Origin of the sequence: Collimonas sp. OK607 (genome assembly GCF_900111995.1) — a bacterium.
Classification (GTDB): Bacteria; Pseudomonadota; Gammaproteobacteria; order Burkholderiales; family Burkholderiaceae_D; genus Collimonas.
In genome coordinates this window covers 1-21,648 of record NZ_FOKF01000004.1, presented here as the reverse complement: position 1 = coordinate 21,648, position 21,648 = coordinate 1, and the positions used below count along the sequence as shown (strand labels likewise).

Genomic DNA, 21,648 nt, shown 5'->3' with positions numbered 1-21,648 from the left:
CGACCCTGCGCTCGTCGTCCAAAGAGACGATGCCGTCACCGATCAGTGCGGCCACGATAAGCATTCCTACTGCCACTCCGCCAATCATCATGCCCACCACTACCAACAGTTCCACCAGCTGGCGCAGCCATCTTAGCCTCATCATCCTGGCGCTGGTCTATATTTTCTCCTATATCGACCGCCAGGCGATCGCCATCGTGATCGAACCGATCAAGCTGGAATTCGGTGTTTCCGACACGGTGATGGGGCTGCTTACCGGACTGGCGTTCGGCCTGTTTTATGCCGGCCTGGGTGTACCGATCGGCAAGATGGCGGATCGCGGCAATCGCCGCAATATCATCGCCGTGTGCTGCACCTTGTGGAGCTTCGCCACCATGGGCTGCGGCATGGCCAGTCAATTCGGACTGCTGCTTCTGGCGCGTATGGGGGTCGCGGTGGGAGAGGCAGGCGGCATGGCGCCGTCGATTTCCCTGGTGTCGGATCTTTATCCAAAAGAACGCCGCTCGCTGGTGATCAGCCTTTTCATGATGGGGCCGAACATCGGCGTTCTGGTCGGCCTGGCACTGGGCGGCTGGGTTGCGCAAACCTATGGCTGGCGGACCATGTTCATCTGGTTCGGCGCACCCGGCATCCTGCTGGGCTTGCTGGTTTTTCTGCTGGTGCGGGAACCGCGCCGCGAGCAGCCTGTTGTCTCCGATATTTCCGCAGCAACCGTGGATGCAGCTGAGAAGCCGCGCCTGCTCAATCTGCTGGCGACACCCGCATTCCGCAACCTGGCACTGGCCTGCGGCATATGCGGATTGACGGGATATAGCTACGGTATCTGGATCCCGACCTTCCTGGTACGGACGCACCATATGTCGCTGGCACACGCCGGCATCATCTTCGGTGTCGCCAGCGGCGTCAGCGCTGTCGGCGGCGCAATGTTCAGCGGTTTCTTGTGCGACCGCCTGGTACAGCGCGATACCCGCTGGCAATTGCGATTGCCGATGCTGGGCGTGCTGATCAGCATCCCGATGGCATTGATCTTGCTGATGTGGCCGGCCGGCGGCCATTGGACGCTCGGCAGTATCAGTATTCCCTATCCTATCGCGTTCGCTGTCTTGTTCAGCTTCTTCGCCAGCTGGTGGCCGGCGCTGTCTTATGCTGCCAGCAGCCATATGGTGAAGGCCAATGAACGCAGCATGGCTGCGGCAACGCTGAATCTGTTCATCACGCTGTTCGGCGTCGGCCTCGGCCCGCTGGCAACCGGCTTTGTCAGCGACCTGTTGACACCGCTCTACGGTGCGGAAGCCTTGCGTCACTCTTTGATGATCATGATGTCGCTGTCCGCATTTGCGGTCGTCTTGTATGCCCTCGCGCTCAAGCCTTATCGGTCACGCCTGGCTGCCATTGACGATGCTGCAAAAGCCGCGGCCTGATTACAAGAAAAAGGAATCAACATGAGTATGACTTCTTCACCGGCTCAAGCGAAGCCGGTGGTTCTGGTCACCGGCGCCAGCCGGGGTATCGGCGCTGCAACTGCGCTGGCCTTCGGCCGTGCCGGCTGGCGGGTCGCCATCACTGCCCGCACTCAATCTGAAGGCCAGCAACTGGCGCATCAATTGCGTCGCCCCGACGGTGCGATGCTGGCCGGCAGCCTAGCCACCACAACCGCAGCACTCAAGGAAATCGGCGCCGAGGTATTCGCCCATCCCATGGACCTGCTCGACCGGCAATCGCTGGATGCGGCAGCCGACGCCGTGCTGGACGCCTATGGCCGGGTCGACGTCTTGATCAACAACGCCGTTTATCAAGACCGTGAAATGAATTCCACCCTGCTGGCGTTAGACGACGCCGCGCTGGAACGCACGCTGTTCGGCAATGTGGTGGCGCCGTTTCATTTGATGCGCCGCCTGCTGCCGCGCATGGTCGAACAAGGCAGCGGTCAAATCGTCAATGTCTGTTCGGGCGCCGGCAAGAACGATCCGCCGTTCCCGGCCGACAAAGGCGGTTGGGGCTTCGCTTACGGCGCCTCCAAGGCTGCCATGGCGCGCATGTCCGGCTGCATCAACCTGGAACACGGCGCGCAAGGCATCACCGCGTACAGCGTCAATCCAGGGGTGGTCACCACAGAGGCCGTCACCGCAACGCTCGGCAACAATGGCGCTCTGCAAAAGCGGCTGGGTGCATTGACGCCGGAAACCATCGCTGCGGCGCTGCTGTTCATGTGTACCGATGCACGCGCCAAAGAATTGGCGCGCTCGCCGAACATGCTGGATTTGAAAGATATCGTGCAGCAATTCGGCGTGACGTCGGCTTGATGTCAGCGGCCTGACGTCTCAGAAGGTGGCAGGCACTTCGGAACCGCCATCCACGCCGAGGACTTTCCCGGTAATCCAGCGTGATGCCGGCGATGCCAGGAATACAACCGCGGCGGCAATATCCTCAGGCTGGCCGAGCGAACCCATCGGTGTCACGCGCAGCATGACCTCCTCGCGTTCCGGTGTCAGATAACGTGCCAGCGCATCGGTCTTGATGGCGCCCGGCTCGATCGCGTTGATGCGGACATGCGGCGCGAAATCCTGTGCCAGATTGCGAGTCATTTGATTGAGAGCTGCCTTTGCCGCACCATAAGCACTGAAATGTTTCTGCGCCAGCCGCGCCGCCATGGATGAAATATTGATCACCGCACCGCCGCCGGCATCGCGCATCGGACCGACCACTTTTTGAATCAGCAAGTAAGCCGGTGCCACGTTCCAGGTCAACACTTTGGAAAAATCATCCGCACTCATCTTGCGTGGATCGTTGGGACCGGCGCCGCCCGCGTTATTCACCAGTACCGTGATCTTGCCCAACTCCGCCAGCGTTCGTTGCACCAGCAATTCCAGTGCCTGCTCGTTATTGACATCGCAGGGTACGACGATCGCCTTCCGGCCCAGCGCGTGAATTTCCGCCGCCACGCTTTCCAGATCCGCCTGGGTACGCGCCGCCAGCGCCACATCGGCGCCAGCCTGCGCCAGCCCCAGGGCGCAAGCACGGCCAATGCCCTTGCCTGCGCCGGTGACGATGGCAACCTGCCCTTCCATTGAAAACATCGATGGTACGTGCTGCATAAAACGTCTCCTTTTTTTATTTTTTCAGCGACCCGTGAAAGTACATGTTCTTGCCTGCTACACCAGGCGTCCGATCCGGTTTCCCTCATGCATCGCCTGCTCGATGTAGCCGATGCCATTGCAATCGCCGACGGCATGCAGGGGCACGCCGCAATCGCGCAGCAAATTCATCACGCTGTCATCTGCCTCGGCTCCGGTCGCCAGCACGACGGAGTCGGCCGCGGTACGCTGTACCACGCCGTCGCCATCCAGCCATACGACGTCGCGCGCAGTAATTTCCTGCACTTTCGCCTTGCGCTGCAAAACGCCATGCTGTTCCACCGCTTCAATCACGCGCCAACGACGGACGATAGACAACTCGCGCCCGGCCTTGTCGCTTTCTTCCAGCACAGTCACTTGCCGCCCGCGCGCCAGCAGGAATTCCGCCAGTTCCAGGCCGACCAGCCCGCCACCTATGACGACCACCTTTTTACCGAGCGGCATCCACAGTTTCGACAAGCCTTGCAAGGCGCGGGCGCTATCGGTCACACCCATCATGCCGCCCGCCTTGAACATCGCGCGCTCGGCGAGGCTGAGTTTCGCCTTGGCGATTTCGTCCGCATCATCGTTAGTCATCAAGCGACGCAGTTCGTCGCCGCTCCAGACGTGCTTTTGCAGCGCCCCCGATATCGGCGGCATCGCGCGGCGCGCACCGGTGGCGACCACCACCACATCCGGCCGCAACTGCGCAACCAATGCCGGTGTCGCCGCGGTAGAAAGCCGCACCTCGATGGCGGCATGTTTCATCTGCGCTACCAGGTAATCGAGCAGGCGGCCGTTTTCCGGGTAAGCAAGGCCGGCAAAGAACAGCGTTCCGCCCAGTCTGCCGCCGCGTTCGATCAACGTCACCCGATGGCCTCGCTGGGCCGCCACACGTGCCGCTTCCATGCCGCCGGGGCCGCCGCCGATCACCATCACGTGGCGCTGTACCGGCGCCGCCGTGACAGCCGCTTCGTACTCGTGGCCGGTCAGGGCGTTGACAGCGCACTTCACGCGCTCATTGATGAAAATCTGGCTGACGCAGGCATAGCAATAAATGCACGGACGAATATCCTGCGGCCGGTTTTGCGCAAGCTTGATCGGGATTTCCGGATCGGCAAGCATCTTGCGCGCCATCGCCACAAAATCGAAGTCACCGGCGGCAATCTGCCTGGCTGCGTATTCCGGTTCGATCCGCCCCACCGCTATTACCGGAACCTTGACTGCCTTGCGCACCGTTTTGGCATATTCGACAAAGGCATTTTCCGCCTGTGGCAGAGGCGCTTCGGTGAACGCGGTGCCGGTGGTAATCGTTGCATAGGCCGACATGCTGACAGCATCGGCGCCGGCATCGACCGCCATGCGCGCTGTCGCCACGGCATCTTCCAGCGTGATGCCTCCCTGCGTGCGCAACTCCTCGCCATCGAGCCGCAGCCACACCGGAAAATCGCCTCCGGTGCGGGCCTTTACGGCTTGCAGTACCTCGATCAGCAGGCGTGCGCGATTTTCCAGCGGGCCACCGTATTCATCTTCGCGCCGGTTGTAATAAGGTGAGAGAAAGCCAGCCAGTATGTAGGTATGCGCGGCATGCAATTCGACGCCATCGAATCCCGCTTGTTTGGCGCGAGCGGCAGCGGCGGCGAAATACTCCACCATCTGCGCTATGTCAGCCTTGTCCATGACGCGTATGCGCGGCTTCTGGTTTCCCAGGCCGCCGACGAAATTGGCCAGTTCTTCCTGGGTCAACGCTTGCATCATGCTGGTTTTTGTGGCCGGCGGCAGCGACGGCACCCACATTTCCCGGCCGGCAGCGAGATCGCGCGTGGCTGTCTTGCCGGCATGCTGCAATTGCATCGCAATTTTCGCGCCGTGTTTATGTACGCGCTCCGCGATACCCGCGAGCCCTGGAATGAAGTCATCGCGCGACACGCCGACCTGGAACGGTTCTGCCGTCCCGTGCGGAAACGCCACCGAACACACGCCCATAATCAGCAAACCGGCGCCGCCTTTGGCGCGCTCTTCGTAATAGGCTTGTATGCGCTCGCCGCAGCTGCCGTCGGCTTCCGCAAAATTGGAGCCCATCGGCGCCATGACGATGCGATTGCGTAACACCATCGAGCCGATGCGGCCCGGTTCCAGTAATGCCTGATATGGATTGACCATGCCTTTGCTACTCCACCTGAGTGCCTGCGATTTCAGTATCTGCTACATAAATCGCCGGTAGCGGCAACTTATGGATGTCAGTCTATTATTCTTTATAGCCGGCGCGGGCAAATCGTCCGTTCAGACGCATTTCCCGGCGCTGAAAAATCATTCCCAATCGTATTGACGATACTTCCACACAACATCGTCCGTTTGCATGACGCAGGCAAGTTGTAAACCTAGGATAGTTGGGGAACAATGTGCAAGCCATAAGTAATCGATAAGCAACGATAATAAGCCGAATCATGTTTGCCCAACAACGAAAAGGAAACTACATGCCCACTACTGTCATCAGCGGCTCAGCCTCTGGTATCGGCGCAGCCACGCGCGAAGCAATGCTGGCTGCCGGCCACCGCGTTATCGGCGTCGACTTGCGCAATGCCGAGGTTGAAGCGGACTTGTCTACGGCAGCCGGTCGCGCTGCGGCGGTCCGGGGCGTACTGGAAAAATGCGGTGGGACGCTTGACGGCCTGATTCTTTGCGCCGGACTGGGATCGCATGTCAGCCCGCCCTCACTAGCGGTATCGGTTAATTACTTCGGCGTGGTCGATCTCCTTGATGGCTTGCTCCCGGCCTTGCAAAAAGGACAAAATCCGGCAGCGGTGGTGGTATCGTCGGTCGCGTCGTCGCAACTGTCATGGGATAAAAATCCACTTGCGGCAACGCTGGAAAAAGGGGACGAAACCGGCGCCGGCATCATCGTCGACAATGCAGGAGAAAAAGGCGGCAGCCTGGCTTATGCCGGTTCCAAGAATGCCGTTACGGTCGCGGTGCGCCGCCGGGTGGTTGAATGGGGCGGGGTCGATGTCCGTCTCAACACGGTAGCACCAGGCGCCGTATCCACACCGCTGCTCGACGCCGGACTGAACGATGCGCGCTATGCCAAGGCCATCAAGGATTTTGTGGCGCCAATCGCGCGCCACGCCCGTCCGGAAGAAATTGCTTCGATGATTGCTTACCTGATGGGTCCGCAAGCCGGCTTTATCCACGGCGCGCAATTTTATGTCGATGGCGGCATCGACGCCATGATGCGGCCGACACAGTTCTGACAGAACATATGACAAAAGCCGTCCCGGATCGATCCGGGACGGCTTTCGGTTGATCCGCAGGTTTTCCTGCGTACTCGTCTATTCCTTGCTATTCCTTGTTACCTAACAACGCCACGCTGTTCAGGAAAATCCGGACCAGCTCGGTCTGGCGCCGTACGCCGGTTTTGGAAAAAATCGAGCGCAGATGCGCACGGGCGGTATTGCGGCGGATATTCAGCAATTCCGAAGCCTCATCCAGGGACAAGCCGTTGGCGAGTTGAATTGCCAGTGAAGTTTCTGCCGGCGTCAGCTGGAACAATTGCTGCGCCAGGCGCATCGGCGGTTCCGATTTTCCTTCGGCATCGCGTACGAACACAGCCACGCAAGGACGATGCCGGCCTTCGGTCCACTCGGTGGAATTGATCGCCTGCGCCACGAGTCCCCATGCGGCCCGGCCGGAAGGACGGCTGACCGACATTGCCTCCGCCATGACCACGTTTGCCGGTTCGCGCTGGTCCAATACCTTTTGCACCAATTGCTGCAGCTTGCGGTTGTCAGCAGGATAAGTCGCACCCAATTTTTTCGACGATATCGAAATACCGTCGCCGAGCTGGGCGATGGCGGTCGCCATTGCATTGCTTTCCAGGATCAGCCCATGCTCGTCGAGCACGAACACGCCCACCATAAGTTGCCCCATGGCATGCCGGTACAGCGAGAAAACCTGGCGATCATGATTGACCGATGCATGCAGTCCGAGCGCGCGCTTGAGATGCGGCACCAGCTTTTCGCACAGTAGCCGGTCGGCGGCTGAAAACGGTGGATCTTCCGGCGGACGCGTCATGCGCAGGCCGTAACTGCCGACATCAGGGATATCGATGTCGACTGCCATTACATGAAACACGTTGTGCGGCTTGCACCAGTCCTGATAGTACTGCGACGCCCGCCATTCCTCGGGCGACAGGATGTCGTTGGTGGTGACGATCTTTTCCGGCCGCAGGCAGGAAAACGGGCTCATCGTGATGTAGGGATTGTCGACCCTCACTTCGCGCCGGATGCCCGATGCCGAAATGATATAGCCGAGATCATGCGCCGAAGCGCGACGCACAATCAGGGAGGTGTAATTTGCAGCGAATTCACAGCGGATCTGGTCCAGGCAGGCAGACCAGTTTTCGGTATCCTTTGCGGTATCGTAAATGGCGCCCATCAATTGACTGAAACGGTCAATCGTAATCGGCGCTAGCGGCGCGGGCCGGTCGCTTCCTGGCGGTTCGGATGATGCAGACATTGTCTCGTCATTTGTTATCATATTGCTGCCGAGTATAGCATCGGATCCACGGTTGGAGCAGTCCGAAAACACGCCGGAAATCTGAAAAAATCGCGGCCAACTTCGATCAGCAAACTTCGAATAATGCAGCCGCTCCCATGCCACCGCCGATGCACATGCTGACCACCACGTAGCGCACCCCGCGACGGCGCCCTTCCAGCAGCGCATGTCCCACCAGGCGCGCGCCTGTCATACCAAACGGATGTCCGATAGAAATCGCGCCGCCGTTGACATTGAGGCGTTCGTTCGGGATGGAAAGCACATTTTTACTATATACCACCTGACAGGCGAACGCTTCATTGATTTCCCACAGGCCAATATCGTCGACGGTCAGGCCGTGGCGCTTCAACAGTTTCGGAATCGCTACAACCGGACCGATCCCCATCTCGTCGGCGCGGCAGCCGGCAACGGCAAGGCCGCGATACGCCCCCAACGGCTGCAAACCACGGCGCTGAGCCTCGGTTCTGCTCATCAGCACCGCCGCAGACGCGCCATCGGAAAGCTGGGATGAATTCCCTGCCGTGACAAAACGCCCTTCGGCTACCCACTTCCCATCCTTCCAGACCGGCTTAAGCTTGGACAGGCTCTCGATCGACGTATCGGCGCGGTTTCCTTCATCCTGCTGCAGCGTCACATTTTCCGTGCCGGTGACGTTGCCTTCCTTGTCAAATAGATTACGAACTGTGCTCAGTGGCACGATTTCATCGGCGAACAATCCGGCTTGCTGCGCGGCTGCAGTCCGCTGCTGGCTTTGCAAGGAATACTCATCCTGCTCCGCACGGGAAATGCCATAACGCTCGGAGACGATTTCTGCCGTTTCTATCATCTGGATATAAGCCGTCGGGGCGGCTTCCAGCACTGCCTTGGACTGGGCGCGATACGTGTTCTTGTACTTGTTTTGAACCAGGGAAATGGATTCCAGGCCGCCACCGACCACGATCCCGTATTCTCCGGTCATGATGCCCTTGGCGCCGGTAGCGATGCTGACCAGGCCGGATGCGCACATCCGGTCGATCGCCATCCCCCCCACCGATTCCGGCAAGCCGGCGGTGTAGCTGCACAAGCGGCCCAGGTTATAGCCTTGCGTTCCTTGCTGCGCAGCAATCCCGAGGATGAGATCATCGACTTCTTCATTGGCAACGCCGGCCTTATCCAGCGCAGCGCGGATCACATGCCCACCCAGCACAGGCGCTTCGGTATCGTTGAACGCCCCGCGAAATGCTTTGCCTATCGGGGTGCGGGCGGTGGAAACGATGACGGCTTCATTCATGGCGAAATCCTTTGTGAAAAATTGGTGCTATTCGAAAAACAGGCGGCTGACGGTATCCACCACACAGGCAGGACGGTCCGAGCCTTCGATCTCGACCGTCACGCGGATGGTGACCTGCACACCGGCGCCGGCCGGTTCAGCCTGCAAGATTTCTCCGTGCCCGCGCAAATTTGCGCCGACCTTGGCCGGCGCCGGAAAGCGCACTTTGTCGCAACCGTAGTTGACGCCCATTTTCAGCCGGTCGTACTGCACCAGCTGCGGCAAAAAACAATTGGCAAGCGAGAGCGTCAGGTAGCCATGCGCAATACATACGCCAAACGGCCCGTCTTTGGCACGCGCCGGATCGACATGGATCCATTGATGATCGCCGGTAGCATCGGCAAACTGATTGATACGCTCTTGCGTCAGCGTCATCCAGCCGGTTGCGCCGAGATCCAGCCCCGCTGCAGCCAGTACCGAATCGACCGAATCGAAGCGCTTGCTCATGACAGCCTCATTCATGACGGCCTCATGCGTGCTGGGAACTGACCGAAACCACTTCGCCGGTCATGTAAGAGGAATAGTCGCTGGCCAGGAATACCATGACGTTAGCGATCTCCCATGGCTCTGCGCCGCGGCCAAAGGCTTCACGGCTGGCCAATTGGTCCAGCAGTTCTTCCGATGCCGATTTCTTCAGGAAGGCGTGAATCGCGATCGATGGCGCTACCGCATTGATGCGGATGCCGTATTTGGCGGCTTCCAGCGCACTGCACCGGGTCAACGCCATCACGCCAGCCTTGGCAGCTGCATAATGCGCCTGCTCGACCTGGGCGCGCCAGCCCAGCACCGATGCATTATTGATGATGACGCCCTTGCCGCGCGGCTGCATCAGCCGTAGCGCGCCACGCGTCATGCGGAAGGTGCCGGTCAACGTGATATCGATGACCTTGTGCCAGTCTTCGTCGCTCATGTCGGCCACCCGGCTACTGGTGCCCAGGCCGGCATTGTTGACCAGGACATCGATACCGTCCAGCCTGGCGTCGGCGTCGTTCAGCAACGCCTGCACTTGTTCTTCCTTGCTGACGTCGCAAAGCTTGCCGTAGACCTGCTCCAGGCCGGTCTCTTTTTTAATGGTTTCGACAGCTTCCTGCAGCCGGCGCTCGTGCACATCTGAAAGATACAGTGCACGGCACCCTTCTTCGGCACAACGGCGGGCTGCGGCAAAGCCGATACCAGCGCCGGCAGCTGCAGTAACCAGAACGGATTTACCCTTCAACAGGCCATGCGGAGGAACATAAGACGGAGCGGGTTTCATAGAAGTTTCAACCGGGAATATTGGAGATTCGATTATGGTCAGGCAGCGGCGGCGCGACATCGTCTTGATGGACGATGGTCGCTAGCCATCAGGTGCCGTAGACCTTTTGAGGCGGGCTGACTGCGGCGATCAGGCCCTCGATGACTTCGCCAAGTTCCGCAGCGTCCCAACGGGCGCCCTTGTCGCGGATTTGTCCAGTGCGCCAGCCGTCGGCCAGCGAAATCTCGCCGCCCTTGATTTCAAAGCAGCGGCCGGTGACGCCTCGCGCCAGCGAACTGCCAAGCCAGACTACCAGCGGCGCCACATTCATCGGATCCCAGGCGTCGAAACCGGATTCCGGCTTTTTAACCATGTCGGGCATCGCACTTTCTGTCATCGAGGTGCGGGCTGCCGGCGCCAGGCAATTGACGGTGATGTCGTAGCGCCCCAGTTCGGCCGCCTGCACCAGCGTCAGCGTCGCGATACCGGCCTTGGCCGCGGCGTAATTGGATTGCCCGATCGAGCCTTGCAGGCCCGCACCCGAACTGGTGTTGATGATCGCGGCCTGCGGCTTGCGCCCGCTCTTCGCAGCATCGCGCCAGCGCCGGCCGAGTATATTGGCCAGGCAAAAGTGTCCTTTCAGATGCACTTGCATGACTTGATCCCAATCTTCTTCGGTCAGGGAAATGAACATGCGGTCGCGCAGCACGCCGGCGTTGTTGACCAGCACATGCACCTCGCCAAAGGCAGCCAGTGCGGCATCGACAATCCCTTGCGCACCTTGCATGCTGGTGATGTCGCCGCCGTCGGCGATCGCGCTGCCGCCTGCCGCAAGGATTTCGTCCACCACCGCTTGCGCGGCCTCGCGACGCACGTCATTGACGACCACGCTGGCGCCCTCTGCCGCAAAACTCAACGCGTAGGCGCGGCCAAGGCCACCGCCCGCTCCCGTGATAATGACGACTCTCTGATCGCAAATGCCCATGTTTGTCTCGATTCTATGTAATGATTTTTGGAATATTCGAATACGGCGCCAGCTTTACAGACGTTCGATGATGGTGACGTTGGCAAGACCGCCGCCTTCGCACATCGTCTGCAAACCATACTTGCCGTCGCGGCGTTCCAGCTCGTGCAGCAGCGTCGTCATCAGCTTCACGCCGGAAGCACCAAGCGGATGGCCAAGCGCTATGGCGCCGCCGTTCACATTGGTTTTTTCATGCGGATAACCGGTTTCCTTGAGCCATGCCATCACGACTGAAGCAAAAGCTTCATTGATTTCTACCAGGTCAATATCTTCCAGCTTCATGCCGGCCCGCTTCAGCGCGTGGCGGGTAGCCGCGATCGGCGCCGTCAGATGCCAGATAGGATCGTCGCCCAGCACGCTCAAATGATGGATGCGCGCACGCGGCGTCAAGCCGTAGCGTTTGAGGGCAGCCTCGGAGACCACCAGCACCGCGCCGGAGGCGTCGCAGGTGGAGCTGGATACGGCAGCGGTGATTTTCGGGAACTCAGGATCTACCGGTAGCAGCGTCGCCATCTTTTCCAGCGAAGGCTGGCGGGCGGTTTCGTCCATCGCCAGCAGCCCGGGAAACGCCACCACTTCGCGATCGAAATAACCTTCCTTCATGGCACGCAGCGCACGCAGGTGGCTTTCCTGTGCAAAGACTTCCATGTCTTCGCGCGAAATATTCCAATGGTCGGCAATCCGCTGCGCAGCATAGAACTGGTTGACAGGCGCATCGCCGAAGCGCTCGCGCCATCCCTTGCTTTCGGCAAACGGGGTGGAGTATCCCAGTGGACGGCCGGCTAGCATCGCCGATGAAATAGGGATCCGCGACATGGTCTGGACGCCGCCGGCAAGAATCACGTCTTGCGTACCGCTCATGACCGCTTGTGCGGCGAAATGCACCGCCTGCTGCGACGAGCCGCATTGACGGTCAACCGTCGTGCCTGGCACACCGAACGGTAGCCCGGCTGCCAGCCAAGAGGTACGCGCAATGTTGCCTGCCAGCGCGCCGATAGTATCGACGCAGCCGAAAATCACATCGTCGTAATCCTCCGCAGGGATCGGATTGCGCTCCACAATCGCTCGTATCGCGTGCGCGCCCAGATCGGCGCCATGCACTTCGGCCAATGCGCCGTTGCGTTTGCCGGTGGGCGAGCGCAGGGCATCAACAATATAGGCTTCAGCCATTTTCTGTCATCCGTTTCAATTAAAAAAACTGGCGGCGGGGCCGGTCGGTACCTGCCCCGACAACAATGCATCCGCCATACGCGCCTTGTGATAGCCACGATCGCCCCAGGCGGCATCCATTACCCACGCCCGTTTCATGAACATTTGCAGATCTACTTCCCAGGTATAACCCATCGCTCCGTGCACCTGGATCGACTTGCGAGCGGCGGTCCAGGCAGCATCGGCGCAGACCAGCTTGGCGTGGGATGTCAGCAGGCCGCGATGCGGCTCATTGTTGGCCAGGGCAACTACTGCGCGGTACAGCACCGGCTTGGCGAATTCGATCTTGGTCACGACGTCCGCCAGATGGTGCTTGACCGCCTGGAAGGCACCGATCGGCTTGCCGAACTGCTTGCGCTGCGCGGCATAATCGACGGCCAGGTCGAGCATTCGTTGCGCCAGTCCGATCAATTGACCGCTAACATTCAATGCGCCGCGGTCCAGCGTTTCGGCCCAAATCAGCGCACCGGCGGCGGCATCCGCGGCGAGTGTTGCTGCCGCCGGCTTCCATGACACACTTGCCAGGCGGCGCGAAGCGTCGATGCTTTCCACGGAGGTGATGTCGACATCCTTGCGCGGTACGGCGTGCAATTCAATGCCGCCCTCAACCACGTTTGGCAGCAACAGCAGATCGGCAAGCTTGGCGTCGGCGACCCAGGGATTGACCGGATGGCCGATGGCGATGCGGCAACTGCCATCTGCAACGCGCGGCAACCACTCCGCCCGCATTGGATGCCCTTCTGGCAGCGCCGCCAGCATGGCGGCAGCCAGGTAGCCGGTATCGGCGGTGGAATCGGGAATCGCGTAGTATCCGAGTTCCTGGGTCAGCAACGCCCAATCGATGTCGCCCAGTCCCATGCCGCCTTCGGCTTCCGGGACAGACAAGCTGAACAAACCTTGTTCGACAATTTTTGCGCGCAGATCAGGCGAGCGCCCTTGATCGGTTTCCCATACCTCGCGCAATAATTCCGGCGCCGCTTCTCTCATGAGAAAACGGCTGATGGAATCGCGAAATGCGATCTGCTCTTCAGTGAAAGTGAAGTCCATTCTGTTTTCTCCCGCTTATCTCTTATTAACTCTTAGGAAGGCCGAGCATGCGTTCGGCGATGATGTTGCGTTGAATTTCATTGGTGCCGGCGTAGATCGGCCCGGCTTGCGCAAACAGGAAGCCTTCCAGCCATTCACCGCCGTCGGGAGCACCGTCGCCGCTCAGTTCTGCACCGGCGGCAAGAATCCGCATCGCCGTTTCATGCATATCCAGATCCAGTTCCGACCAGAAAATCTTGTTGGTGCTGGATTCAGCGCCAATCACGGCGCCACGCTGCAGGCGGCTGACCGTGTGGTAGGACGACAGGCTGTAGGCCTCAGCGCCCATCCAGGCACGCACCACGGCTTCGCGTATCGACGGATCGCGGTCGGCCGACGCGCGGTTGGCCAGGTACAGTTGCATCAGCTTCTGGGCGGTACGCTGGAAGCGCGCCGGTGAGCGCAATAACAAACCACGCTCAAACCCAGCGGTCGCCATCGCCACCTGCCAACCCAAACCTTCATCGCCGAGGCGGTTCTCTACCGGCACCCGCACGTCATCGAAGAAAACCTCGGCGAATGCCTGCTTGCCATTCAGCGCCTTGATCGGACGCACCGTGATGCCGGGGGAATCCAGCGGCACCAGCAGATAGCTCAGGCCGTGATGGCGTTGCGACTGCGGGTCGCTGCGAAACAGTCCAAACAGCCAGTTTGCAAACAGCGCACGGGTCGACCAGGTCTTTTGTCCGTTCAGCACATAGTGGTCGCCGTCGCGCACCGCGCGGCTGCTGATCGCCGCCATGTCCGACCCGGCATTCGGCTCGGACCAGCCCTGCGCCCACATGTCGTCACAACGCGCCATGCGCGGCAGGAAGCGTTTCTTTTGCTCCGGCGTGCCGAATTCCATCAGCGTCGGCCCAAGCAGCAGAATGCCATTTTGATTCACCCGCATCGGCGCATCGGCAGCCCAATACTCTTCTTCGAAAATCAGCCATTCGATCAGATCACAGCCGCGTCCGCCCAATTCTTTCGGCCAGGTCACGCTGCTCCATCCGCCGTCGGCCATGATCGCTTCCCACTTGCGGTGCTGTTCGAACCCTTCCTGGGTTTCGTAGCTCGCGAACGGCGTGGCTGGCTGGTTCTCCTGCAGCCATTGCCGCACTTCTTTGCGGAAGGCTTGCTGTGCGGGTGTGTAGTTCAGATTCATGTCAGTCCTCGCAATTAAAACTTAGCGTCACGCTTGTCGACGAATGCCTTCCGGGTCTCCGCGGAATCCGGACTCATGTAGGCTTGCAGGGTAAAACCCTGCTCCCAGCGATACTTGTCTTCCAGATTGCCATCTTCGATGCCATTCAATGCTTCCTTCGCGATACGGATCATGGCGGGACTCTTGGCCGCGATCTTTGCTGCAATATCGAGCGCAGCCGCACGCAACTCCGCGCGTGGCACAACCCGTTCCACTGCCCCCAGCCTGTAAGCCTCTTCCGCCGGAATCATTTCGCCGGTAAAGAACGCATGACGGGTCTTTTGCACGCCAAACAGGCGTTGCAGATGCGCTGCTCCGCCCATTGCGCCGCGATCAACTTCCGGCAAGCCGAACGATGCATCGTCGGCTGCGATGACAATATCCGCCGCGCCGCAAATGCCGATACCGCCGCCCAGCACAAAACCATGCACCGCGGCGATGACCGGCACGCGATTTCTATGCACAGCTTCGAATGTCGCGTAGTTGCCGGCATTGACAGAAACGATCAGGCCCGGATCGGTATTCAATTCCTTGATATCGACGCCGGCGCAGAAACCACGGCCCTCGGCGCGGATGACGATCACGCGCACCTCCGGATTTTCTCCCAGTGTCTTGATTTCCACTGCCAGGCCGCGCCAGCCGGCATCGTTGAGCGCATTCACCGGTGGCCGGTCGAGCACCAGTTCGGCCACGCCGTTATCATGAATCGTCGATGCGTATTGCTTTATCATTTTCATTCCCTTAAATATGGATATCGCCATAACCATTGATCACAGCGCGACGATAGTTAGCTTCTGCAACGATGCCCTCCACCACTTGCTGGCAAGATTGCAGCTGGTCGATCAGCGCCGCCACCTGTCCCGACGACATCACGCCTTGTTCCGGTTTGCCGTCCACCATCGATTTTTGCAACAGCATCGGCGCATTGGCGGCCATCACCGTCTGTGCCACGGATGAAGCATCCTCCCGCAACGCCTGCATCAATATTTTCAAGGCATGGCCGGTCGTCATGCCGGTCTGGCTTTTCCATTGGCGCGCGCATTGCAGCGCGATCCAGACGCGCCGCAATGGCGAGGATTTTTCCAGCGCGTCCAGGTATTCGTTGGCGATCATCCGTTGCGGCATGCCGTCGACCAGATGCGAGATGCGTATTTTGTCCGCGTCCTTGACCTTCAGATAACGCTGCAAGGTATTTTCCGGAACGCCGCTGTCTGTCGTCATGAGAAAACGGGTTCCCATGGCGACGCCCTGCGCACCGAAGGCCAGTGCGGCCAGCAAGCCGCGGCCGTCATAGAATCCGCCGGCGGCAATTACTGGAACATCGACCGCATCGACCACTTGCGGCAGCAAGACCGTGGTTGGCACCGATCCAGTGTGGCCACCACCTTCGCCGCCCTGGATCGTGATCGCATTGGCGCCCATTTCGATGGCCTTTTGCGCATGCTTCAACGCACCGACCGTGGGCATGCACACAATATCGGCTTGCCGCAGGCGTGCGATGGTTTTCTTGTCAGGACCGCGGCCGTAACTGACTGCCCGCACCCGGTATTTGACGGCAAGATCCAGCAATTGCTGTGCATTCGGCTGGAACATGTGGAAGTTGATGCCGAACGGCTTGTCGCCGGTCAATTGCTTCACGCGCAGTATTTCTGCCTCGATCTTGTCGGCTGCAATCGTCGCGCCGGCCAGGAAACCGAAGGCGCCGGCGTTACAAGTCGCCGCCACAAGTTCGGCGCCGGCAACCCAGCCCATCGCGGTTTGCACGATGGGATAGCGGCACCCGAGCAAATCGCAGAGCGGCGTATGCAGCGTTGATTTTTGCGTTGCCCCGACTGCAGGTGCTGGCGTCATCGCTGCGCTCATTGCTTTACTCCCGGAGTTGCCGCTTGTTTGTTGGCAGAGACCATGGAGCGCGCATCGTGGCCGCCCAGATGTCCGTTGCCCAGCACTTGTCCGTGTGCGTGTGCAAGCTGATGGTAGCCGTAGGCCATGTCGATGGTGGCGCGCAACCCCTGCAAATCCTCGGCCCGGTTGAGTACCTGCTTGGTGAGCGCCAGCCCCAAGCGCGGTTGCTGGGCGATGCGCGCCGCGATTTCATAGGTCTGCTGCTCCAGTTCGCCGGCAGGAACTACACGGTTGAGCATCCCCATCATGTAGGCGCGATCGGCTTTCATGCGTTCTCCCAGGAACAGGAATTCTTTGGCGATGCGGGGATTGAGTTCTTGCGCGTGAGCGAAATACTCGACGCCGGGAATGCCCATGCGTACTACCGGATCCTGGAAAAATGCGTCCTCGGAAGCGATGATCAGGTCGCAGATCCAGGCCAGCATCAAGCCGCCGGCAACGCATGCACCCTGAACCATGGCAATGGTCGGTTTTGGAATATCATGCCAGCGGCGGCACATGCCGACATAGACTTCCTGTTCGCGAGCGTAGTTGAATTCAGCACCCGGCTTGTTGGCATGGTCCCACCACAGGTGTGCGCGATCAAACGATTTGTTGACGTCGCGTCCCGGCGTGCCGATGTCATGGCCGGCGCTGAAATGCTTGCCGTTGCCGCGCAATACGATGACGCGCACCGCATCGTCATCCACCGCGTGCCGGAATGCGTCATCCAGCGCGTACGTCATTTGCGAATTCTGGGCGTTGTTGAACTGCGGCCGGTTCATGGTGATGCTGGCAATGCCATCCCTTGCCTCATACAGCACCGGAGTTTCGGTTTCGTAGGAGGACGCATCCTCCCGTTTCATAAATTCGCTGCCGGGCTGTTCGGGTGTCATGGTGTTCTCGTAAACTGGGTGAGGACTGGTCTGGTATCTGTTTTAAGAGTCTGCTTTTCAAGCGCCGAGTACGGAGCCACGCAAATTATGCGGATCCAGCTTGTCCAGCAAAGCAAGCTGGGCAGCGGTCGGTGCAGGTGTTTCCGGAATTGCGTCCGGAATGTGCAAGGGGAAGCCGGTCGCTTCCTGCACCTGCGCGGCCTGGACACCCGGATGCAACGATACGATCCGCACCTGCCGGTTTGGTCCGCCGAAATCCATCACGCAAAGATTGGTGACGATCAGGCGGATGGCGATATCGTCAAAACTGTAACCGCGCGGCAGACGTTCCGGGTTGTAGCCGATCGACGCCACCATATCGACTTCGCCCGCCACGAACACCTTGGTGCTGTGATTGGGAACAAAGAAGGAATTGGCGTGGCTGATCGAATTGCCGGGAAATCCGCGCACTCCCAGCATTTGCGATTTAGGCCGGCGATAATCGCCGCCCACCATGGAAATATTGGCTTGCCCGAAGCGGTCGATCTGGGTCGGGCCGACCATGGCGTGGCGCCTACCGCTCCAGACGTTGTCGAATATGCGCGCAAAGCCCATCCAGGTTTCGCGCTGCAAGACATAGTCGCCGCGCGGACCCAGCGGCACCGGTTCACGCACCAGCCAGGCTTCGGAATCGGTCATCATCAGATCGGCATTCTCTGACGACATGCATAGGGATGCAGCCAGGCGCGGCACGACGCCGATGCCGGTGGCCAGCACTTCACCGTCATCGTTCCAGGCGCGTGCGGCGGCGCAGACGATGCGGTCGATCATGGAAAATTCAGTCACAGGCTAGTCCTCTCAATATACCGGTAGCGCGAGTTTGCGAATCGCATCGATTCCACCTACGCGTTTGATGTACTCATCTTCGCCGCATGCGACGTAGCGCTCGACGTATTGTTCCCAACCGCCGTCTTCCTTGGCGCTAGCTGCATATTCCTTGAAATGGCGGGCATCGAAACCATGCAGCGGGGCGCACGAAGTGGGATGCGCGCCGCCCGGCAGATGCACCACACCGGTCGTCATCGAGCGTTCCCAAAAGACGTAGCGCGCTTCGTCGCCGTCGGCGAAGAATGCGTCGTCGACCAATTCATCGCAGGACACGTAAGTAGCTTTGGCAGCCCGCGCAAACAGGTCATCCATGTAGATGTCGGGTCCCTTGACCTGGCAAACCCCGCGTGCGCTGGCGCGATCCACGTGCAGCAGTGCCGCATCCAGATGCAGGGCCGGCATGGCTACCCAGTCCTTGTCGTCGTAAGGCGAAGCTATGACCTTGATGTCGGGATTGTGCCGGATCACGTCAGTGCCGAGACCGATGCGGGTGGGGATATAGGGAACGCCCATCGCCGCGGCTTTCAGACCCAGCATGAACATGCCTTCGTCGATCTCCATGACGTCGATTGCCGCAGCCTGGCGGGCCTTGCGGAAGTATGGCTCGAGCGGAATGAAATCCAGCGATACGAATGCAAAAATGAGTTTTTTCACTTTGCCTGCCGCGCACAGCATGCCGACATCAGCGCCGCCGTAGGCGACCACGGTCAGGTCCTTCAGCGGCGAGCGCAAGATTTCGCGCACCAGCGCCATCGGCTTGCGGCGCGGTCCCCAGCCGCCGATGCCGATAGTCATCCCATCGCGCAATTGTGCGACTGCATCCGCCGCCGTCATGTTCTTGTTTGTCATCACTTTGTATTCCCTACCGAAAAATCATGTCCCCACAGACTGACGTGGGTGAATTCGTGTGCGATATGTTCTTTCCAGTCGACTACCGCGCCGCCGTAGCCGAATTCGATATCGAAACCGGACGGCGATTTCATGTAAAACGAAATCATCCGGTCATTGGTGTGCTGGCCGAGGGTCGAGGTTTGCAACACGTCGTGCGCTTTCATCCGGTCCATGGCCCGCCCGACCTCAGGCATCGACTCAACTTCCACCATCACATGCACACAGCCGCTTTCTACCGGGAATGCGGCCAGCGCCAGGCTGTGATGGCGGTCGTTGTTGCAGTGGAGGAAGTAAATCGGCAAGCTCGGCCCATCTCCGCCTGGCTGGAAATTGAACATGTCGGACAGGCCGAAGCCGAGCACATCGCGGAAAAAACGCAATGTTTCTTCGAACTTGACCGCCGGCAGCACAGCGTGGCCCATACCGATATTGCCCGTAATAAATCGGGAAACGCCCACCGGAGACGCAAAGCGCGCGAAGTCCGATTTGAATCCCCATACGATTTCGTGACGATTACCGGACGGATCGTTGAAGCCGATGAGCTGCTGCACGCAACGCTGCTTGCATTGCGCGGCATCGCCCACCTGGATTTCAATCTCGGATTTCCGTAATGTGGCGACCGCGTCGTTGAACTCTGCCTCCCCCTGCACTTCCCAGCCCGTGGCGACATAGGCATCGCGCGTTCCAGGCTGTACCGCAATGCGGAAGCAACGCTCATCCATCTTGACGTACAGGCCGCCATCGGGCGCAGCGGATGTCATCATGCCAAGTACATTCTCGGCATAATTTTTCCACTTGGGGAGATCGGTCGATTCGGCCACGATGTACGACAGGCCACGGATATCAATCATGATTCGGGTGCTCCTTCCATTACTGAGAACATAGCTACGATTATTGGGCTGATACCCGGCAGAATCATCGTCCGTTGAGACTAACTGTAAAAATGGGCTGGAATCGCGTCCCCATGCGGCTTTCCGGCGTACGGAGATCGTTTCGGCATCACTCGCGACGGATAATTCTTCGGTCGAAATGGCGCGCCGCACCAATCGGCTCCGGGTCGACGTTGGCGGCCGGCGCCGACACCTTCTGCCAGGCCGCAAGCAGGCGTGCGAATGCCGTTTCGGTACGCTCGATGCTGCGCGGGTTGCGCATCAGGCGGGTATCGTGATGCAGCACCAATATCAACCCCACCATTTCGTACACCACCTGCTGCACGTCCTGGCTGTGCTCCAGATGTCCGGCATCAATCGCCTGTTGCACGCACAGCTCCAGATGCGCACGCCAGGCCAGGACGTCGTTAAGCAAGGCATCTCTTATCGGCCCGGGACGGTCGTCGTACTCAGAGGCACAGCTGATGTAGAAGCAGCCGCTGCCCTGTTCGGCGGCGACATGCCAGCCCCAATGCCCAAACAAGGCGCGCATGCGCGGCAGACCTTCCGGCGCTTCCATGCCCGGCAGCCAGACGTTTTCCAGGAAGCGGACACGATATTGTTTCAGCACGTCCAGTTGCAGCGCCTGTATCGATCCAAAGCGCGCGAACACCCCGGTCTTGCTCATTTTCATTTGCTCGGCGACGCCGCCCAGCGTCAACGCTTCCAGGCCATCGCGCACAGCCATGTCGAGCGCCCGCTCAACGATTGCCATGCGCGTCATTTCGCTTTTTCGTAGCGATGCCACGCCCGATAGCCCAGACCGCGATGCATTCGCCGTTATCTTTGTGCTCGTGTCCATGGTAAAACCCCCAGCCTCACAAATTGGCAAAATTCGGCCCTGCGCCGACTTTCACTACGCCACATCCGATCACGACGCACGCGACCTCATCCCACTGATCCGAAGTCACGATCAGCTACTGTTTTTTGATACGTTGATTAAAATCGGACGCGAAAAAAAATCACCGCGACTTCAAGCAGCCGCACTAAGCAGGCCGTTGAACCGTGACTGATTATGTTTTCCGGGAAGGGATGAAATCATCGTCCGACAAGACTAACGATTTTGGTGAGCGCTTGCGCACCCGTCGAACTGAAGAACGGCCTGGCTACGGCATCCGCGTAGCCAGCCCCAAAAACAATTGGGGTCAGAGTCGAATGGCACTTACTTAAGCGCTAAGTGCCTGAATTAGTGAGGAAAAACAGGCTGGCAAGATGATAAGCTTAAGTCGCCAAACCATCGCCACCATCCAAGAGCCAGCCCTCATGCATAGTAATCGTTCTGTGTTATCTCGGCAACGTCGGGTTCGACATCACGCTGCCACCAACGACGCATTTCGTTTTTTCGATCTACTTACTTCGCCGGAACTATTTGACACACTGGAGGCGTCGTTGCCGGTTCACCGTGAACGGCTCTTCGCGCCAACGGAGACGCTGTCGATGTTTATGGCTCAGGCGATGAAACCGGA

At 59.5% G+C, this 21,648-nt stretch carries 20 protein-coding genes and 1 pseudogene; 4 read left to right on the top strand and 17 right to left on the bottom strand.

Annotation, left to right across the window (positions count from 1 at the left end):
- Nucleotides 1-89 precede the first annotated feature (89 nt).
- A complete protein-coding gene (locus BM029_RS04370) occupies nucleotides 90-1,421 on the top strand; it encodes a spinster family MFS transporter (RefSeq protein ID WP_092432995.1) in 1,332 nt (443 codons plus the stop codon).
- A gap of 21 nt (nucleotides 1,422-1,442) precedes the next feature.
- Complete coding sequence (locus BM029_RS04365) at nucleotides 1,443-2,303, top strand: SDR family NAD(P)-dependent oxidoreductase (protein WP_244544901.1); 861 nt, start codon at nucleotides 1,443-1,445, stop codon at nucleotides 2,301-2,303.
- A gap of 18 nt (nucleotides 2,304-2,321) precedes the next feature.
- On the opposite strand, the gene BM029_RS04360 is transcribed toward BM029_RS04365, so the two are convergent.
- Together BM029_RS04360 and BM029_RS04355 are read right to left on the bottom strand one after the other, a co-directional pair.
- The gene (locus BM029_RS04360; protein ID WP_092432993.1) at nucleotides 2,322-3,095 is read right to left on the bottom strand and encodes an SDR family NAD(P)-dependent oxidoreductase; all 774 of its coding nucleotides are present in this window, start codon (nucleotides 3,093-3,095) and stop codon (nucleotides 2,322-2,324) included.
- Nucleotides 3,096-3,152: 57 nt separating this feature from the next.
- Nucleotides 3,153-5,276, bottom strand: a complete 2,124-nt coding sequence (locus BM029_RS04355) for an oxidoreductase (RefSeq protein ID WP_092432991.1) — start codon at nucleotides 5,274-5,276, stop codon at nucleotides 3,153-3,155.
- A gap of 314 nt (nucleotides 5,277-5,590) precedes the next feature.
- Between BM029_RS04355 and BM029_RS04350 the strand changes: the two genes are divergently transcribed.
- Nucleotides 5,591-6,364 carry an SDR family oxidoreductase gene (locus tag BM029_RS04350; protein ID WP_092432989.1) on the top strand — a complete coding sequence of 258 codons (774 nt, stop codon included), beginning with the start codon at nucleotides 5,591-5,593 and terminating at the stop codon, nucleotides 6,362-6,364.
- An 88-nt stretch (nucleotides 6,365-6,452) separates the two neighbouring features.
- On the opposite strand, the gene BM029_RS04345 is transcribed toward BM029_RS04350, so the two are convergent.
- The 15 genes from BM029_RS04345 to BM029_RS04275 form a co-directional block, all read right to left on the bottom strand.
- Nucleotides 6,453-7,628, bottom strand: coding sequence for a helix-turn-helix transcriptional regulator (locus tag BM029_RS04345; protein WP_092432987.1), 1,176 nt, complete (start codon nucleotides 7,626-7,628; stop codon nucleotides 6,453-6,455).
- Between the two features lie 106 nt (nucleotides 7,629-7,734).
- Entirely contained in the window at nucleotides 7,735-8,937 is a 1,203-nt protein-coding gene (locus BM029_RS04340; RefSeq protein ID WP_092432986.1) for an acetyl-CoA C-acyltransferase, read from the bottom strand.
- A gap of 27 nt (nucleotides 8,938-8,964) precedes the next feature.
- The gene (locus BM029_RS04335; RefSeq protein WP_371329081.1) at nucleotides 8,965-9,438 is read right to left on the bottom strand and encodes a MaoC family dehydratase; all 474 of its coding nucleotides are present in this window, start codon (nucleotides 9,436-9,438) and stop codon (nucleotides 8,965-8,967) included.
- Between the two features lie 7 nt (nucleotides 9,439-9,445).
- Entirely contained in the window at nucleotides 9,446-10,231 is a 786-nt protein-coding gene (locus BM029_RS04330) for an SDR family oxidoreductase (protein ID WP_092432983.1), read from the bottom strand.
- 88 nt (nucleotides 10,232-10,319) lie between these two features.
- Nucleotides 10,320-11,195: an SDR family oxidoreductase gene (locus BM029_RS04325; RefSeq protein WP_092432979.1), complete on the bottom strand. Its 876-nt coding sequence runs from the start codon at nucleotides 11,193-11,195 to the stop codon at nucleotides 10,320-10,322.
- A gap of 54 nt (nucleotides 11,196-11,249) precedes the next feature.
- Nucleotides 11,250-12,404, bottom strand: coding sequence for an acetyl-CoA C-acetyltransferase (locus tag BM029_RS04320; protein ID WP_092432977.1), 1,155 nt, complete (start codon nucleotides 12,402-12,404; stop codon nucleotides 11,250-11,252).
- A 15-nt stretch (nucleotides 12,405-12,419) separates the two neighbouring features.
- Nucleotides 12,420-13,490 carry an acyl-CoA dehydrogenase family protein gene (locus tag BM029_RS04315; RefSeq protein WP_092432975.1) on the bottom strand — a complete coding sequence of 357 codons (1,071 nt, stop codon included), beginning with the start codon at nucleotides 13,488-13,490 and terminating at the stop codon, nucleotides 12,420-12,422.
- A 25-nt stretch (nucleotides 13,491-13,515) separates the two neighbouring features.
- Nucleotides 13,516-14,676 carry an acyl-CoA dehydrogenase family protein gene (locus tag BM029_RS04310; RefSeq protein WP_092432973.1) on the bottom strand — a complete coding sequence of 387 codons (1,161 nt, stop codon included), beginning with the start codon at nucleotides 14,674-14,676 and terminating at the stop codon, nucleotides 13,516-13,518.
- Between the two features lie 14 nt (nucleotides 14,677-14,690).
- Complete coding sequence (locus BM029_RS04305) at nucleotides 14,691-15,446, bottom strand: enoyl-CoA hydratase family protein (protein WP_092433239.1); 756 nt, start codon at nucleotides 15,444-15,446, stop codon at nucleotides 14,691-14,693.
- 10 nt (nucleotides 15,447-15,456) lie between these two features.
- A complete protein-coding gene (locus BM029_RS04300; protein WP_244544900.1) occupies nucleotides 15,457-16,578 on the bottom strand; it encodes an NAD(P)H-dependent flavin oxidoreductase in 1,122 nt (373 codons plus the stop codon).
- On the bottom strand, nucleotides 16,575-17,465 hold the full coding sequence (locus BM029_RS04295; RefSeq protein WP_211482438.1) for an enoyl-CoA hydratase: 891 nt from the start codon (nucleotides 17,463-17,465) through the stop codon (nucleotides 16,575-16,577). The genes BM029_RS04300 and BM029_RS04295 overlap by 4 nt, the downstream gene beginning before the upstream one ends.
- An 87-nt stretch (nucleotides 17,466-17,552) precedes the next feature.
- The gene (locus tag BM029_RS04290; RefSeq protein ID WP_170850984.1) at nucleotides 17,553-18,305 is read right to left on the bottom strand and encodes a CoA-transferase subunit beta; all 753 of its coding nucleotides are present in this window, start codon (nucleotides 18,303-18,305) and stop codon (nucleotides 17,553-17,555) included.
- A 27-nt stretch (nucleotides 18,306-18,332) separates the two neighbouring features.
- Nucleotides 18,333-19,211 (bottom strand): CoA transferase subunit A, encoded by an 879-nt coding sequence (locus BM029_RS04285; protein ID WP_092432964.1) that lies wholly within the window; start codon nucleotides 19,209-19,211, stop codon nucleotides 18,333-18,335.
- Nucleotides 19,211-20,104: a VOC family protein gene (locus BM029_RS04280; protein WP_092432962.1), complete on the bottom strand. Its 894-nt coding sequence runs from the start codon at nucleotides 20,102-20,104 to the stop codon at nucleotides 19,211-19,213. Before BM029_RS04280 ends, BM029_RS04285 begins: the two co-directional genes overlap by 1 nt.
- A 148-nt stretch (nucleotides 20,105-20,252) precedes the next feature.
- On the bottom strand, nucleotides 20,253-20,906 hold the full coding sequence (locus BM029_RS04275) for a TetR/AcrR family transcriptional regulator (RefSeq protein ID WP_211482433.1): 654 nt from the start codon (nucleotides 20,904-20,906) through the stop codon (nucleotides 20,253-20,255).
- 539 nt (nucleotides 20,907-21,445) lie between these two features.
- Between BM029_RS04275 and BM029_RS04265 the strand changes: the two are divergent.
- Nucleotides 21,446-21,648, top strand: a pseudogene (locus BM029_RS04265) (IS4 family transposase); the annotation flags it as partial.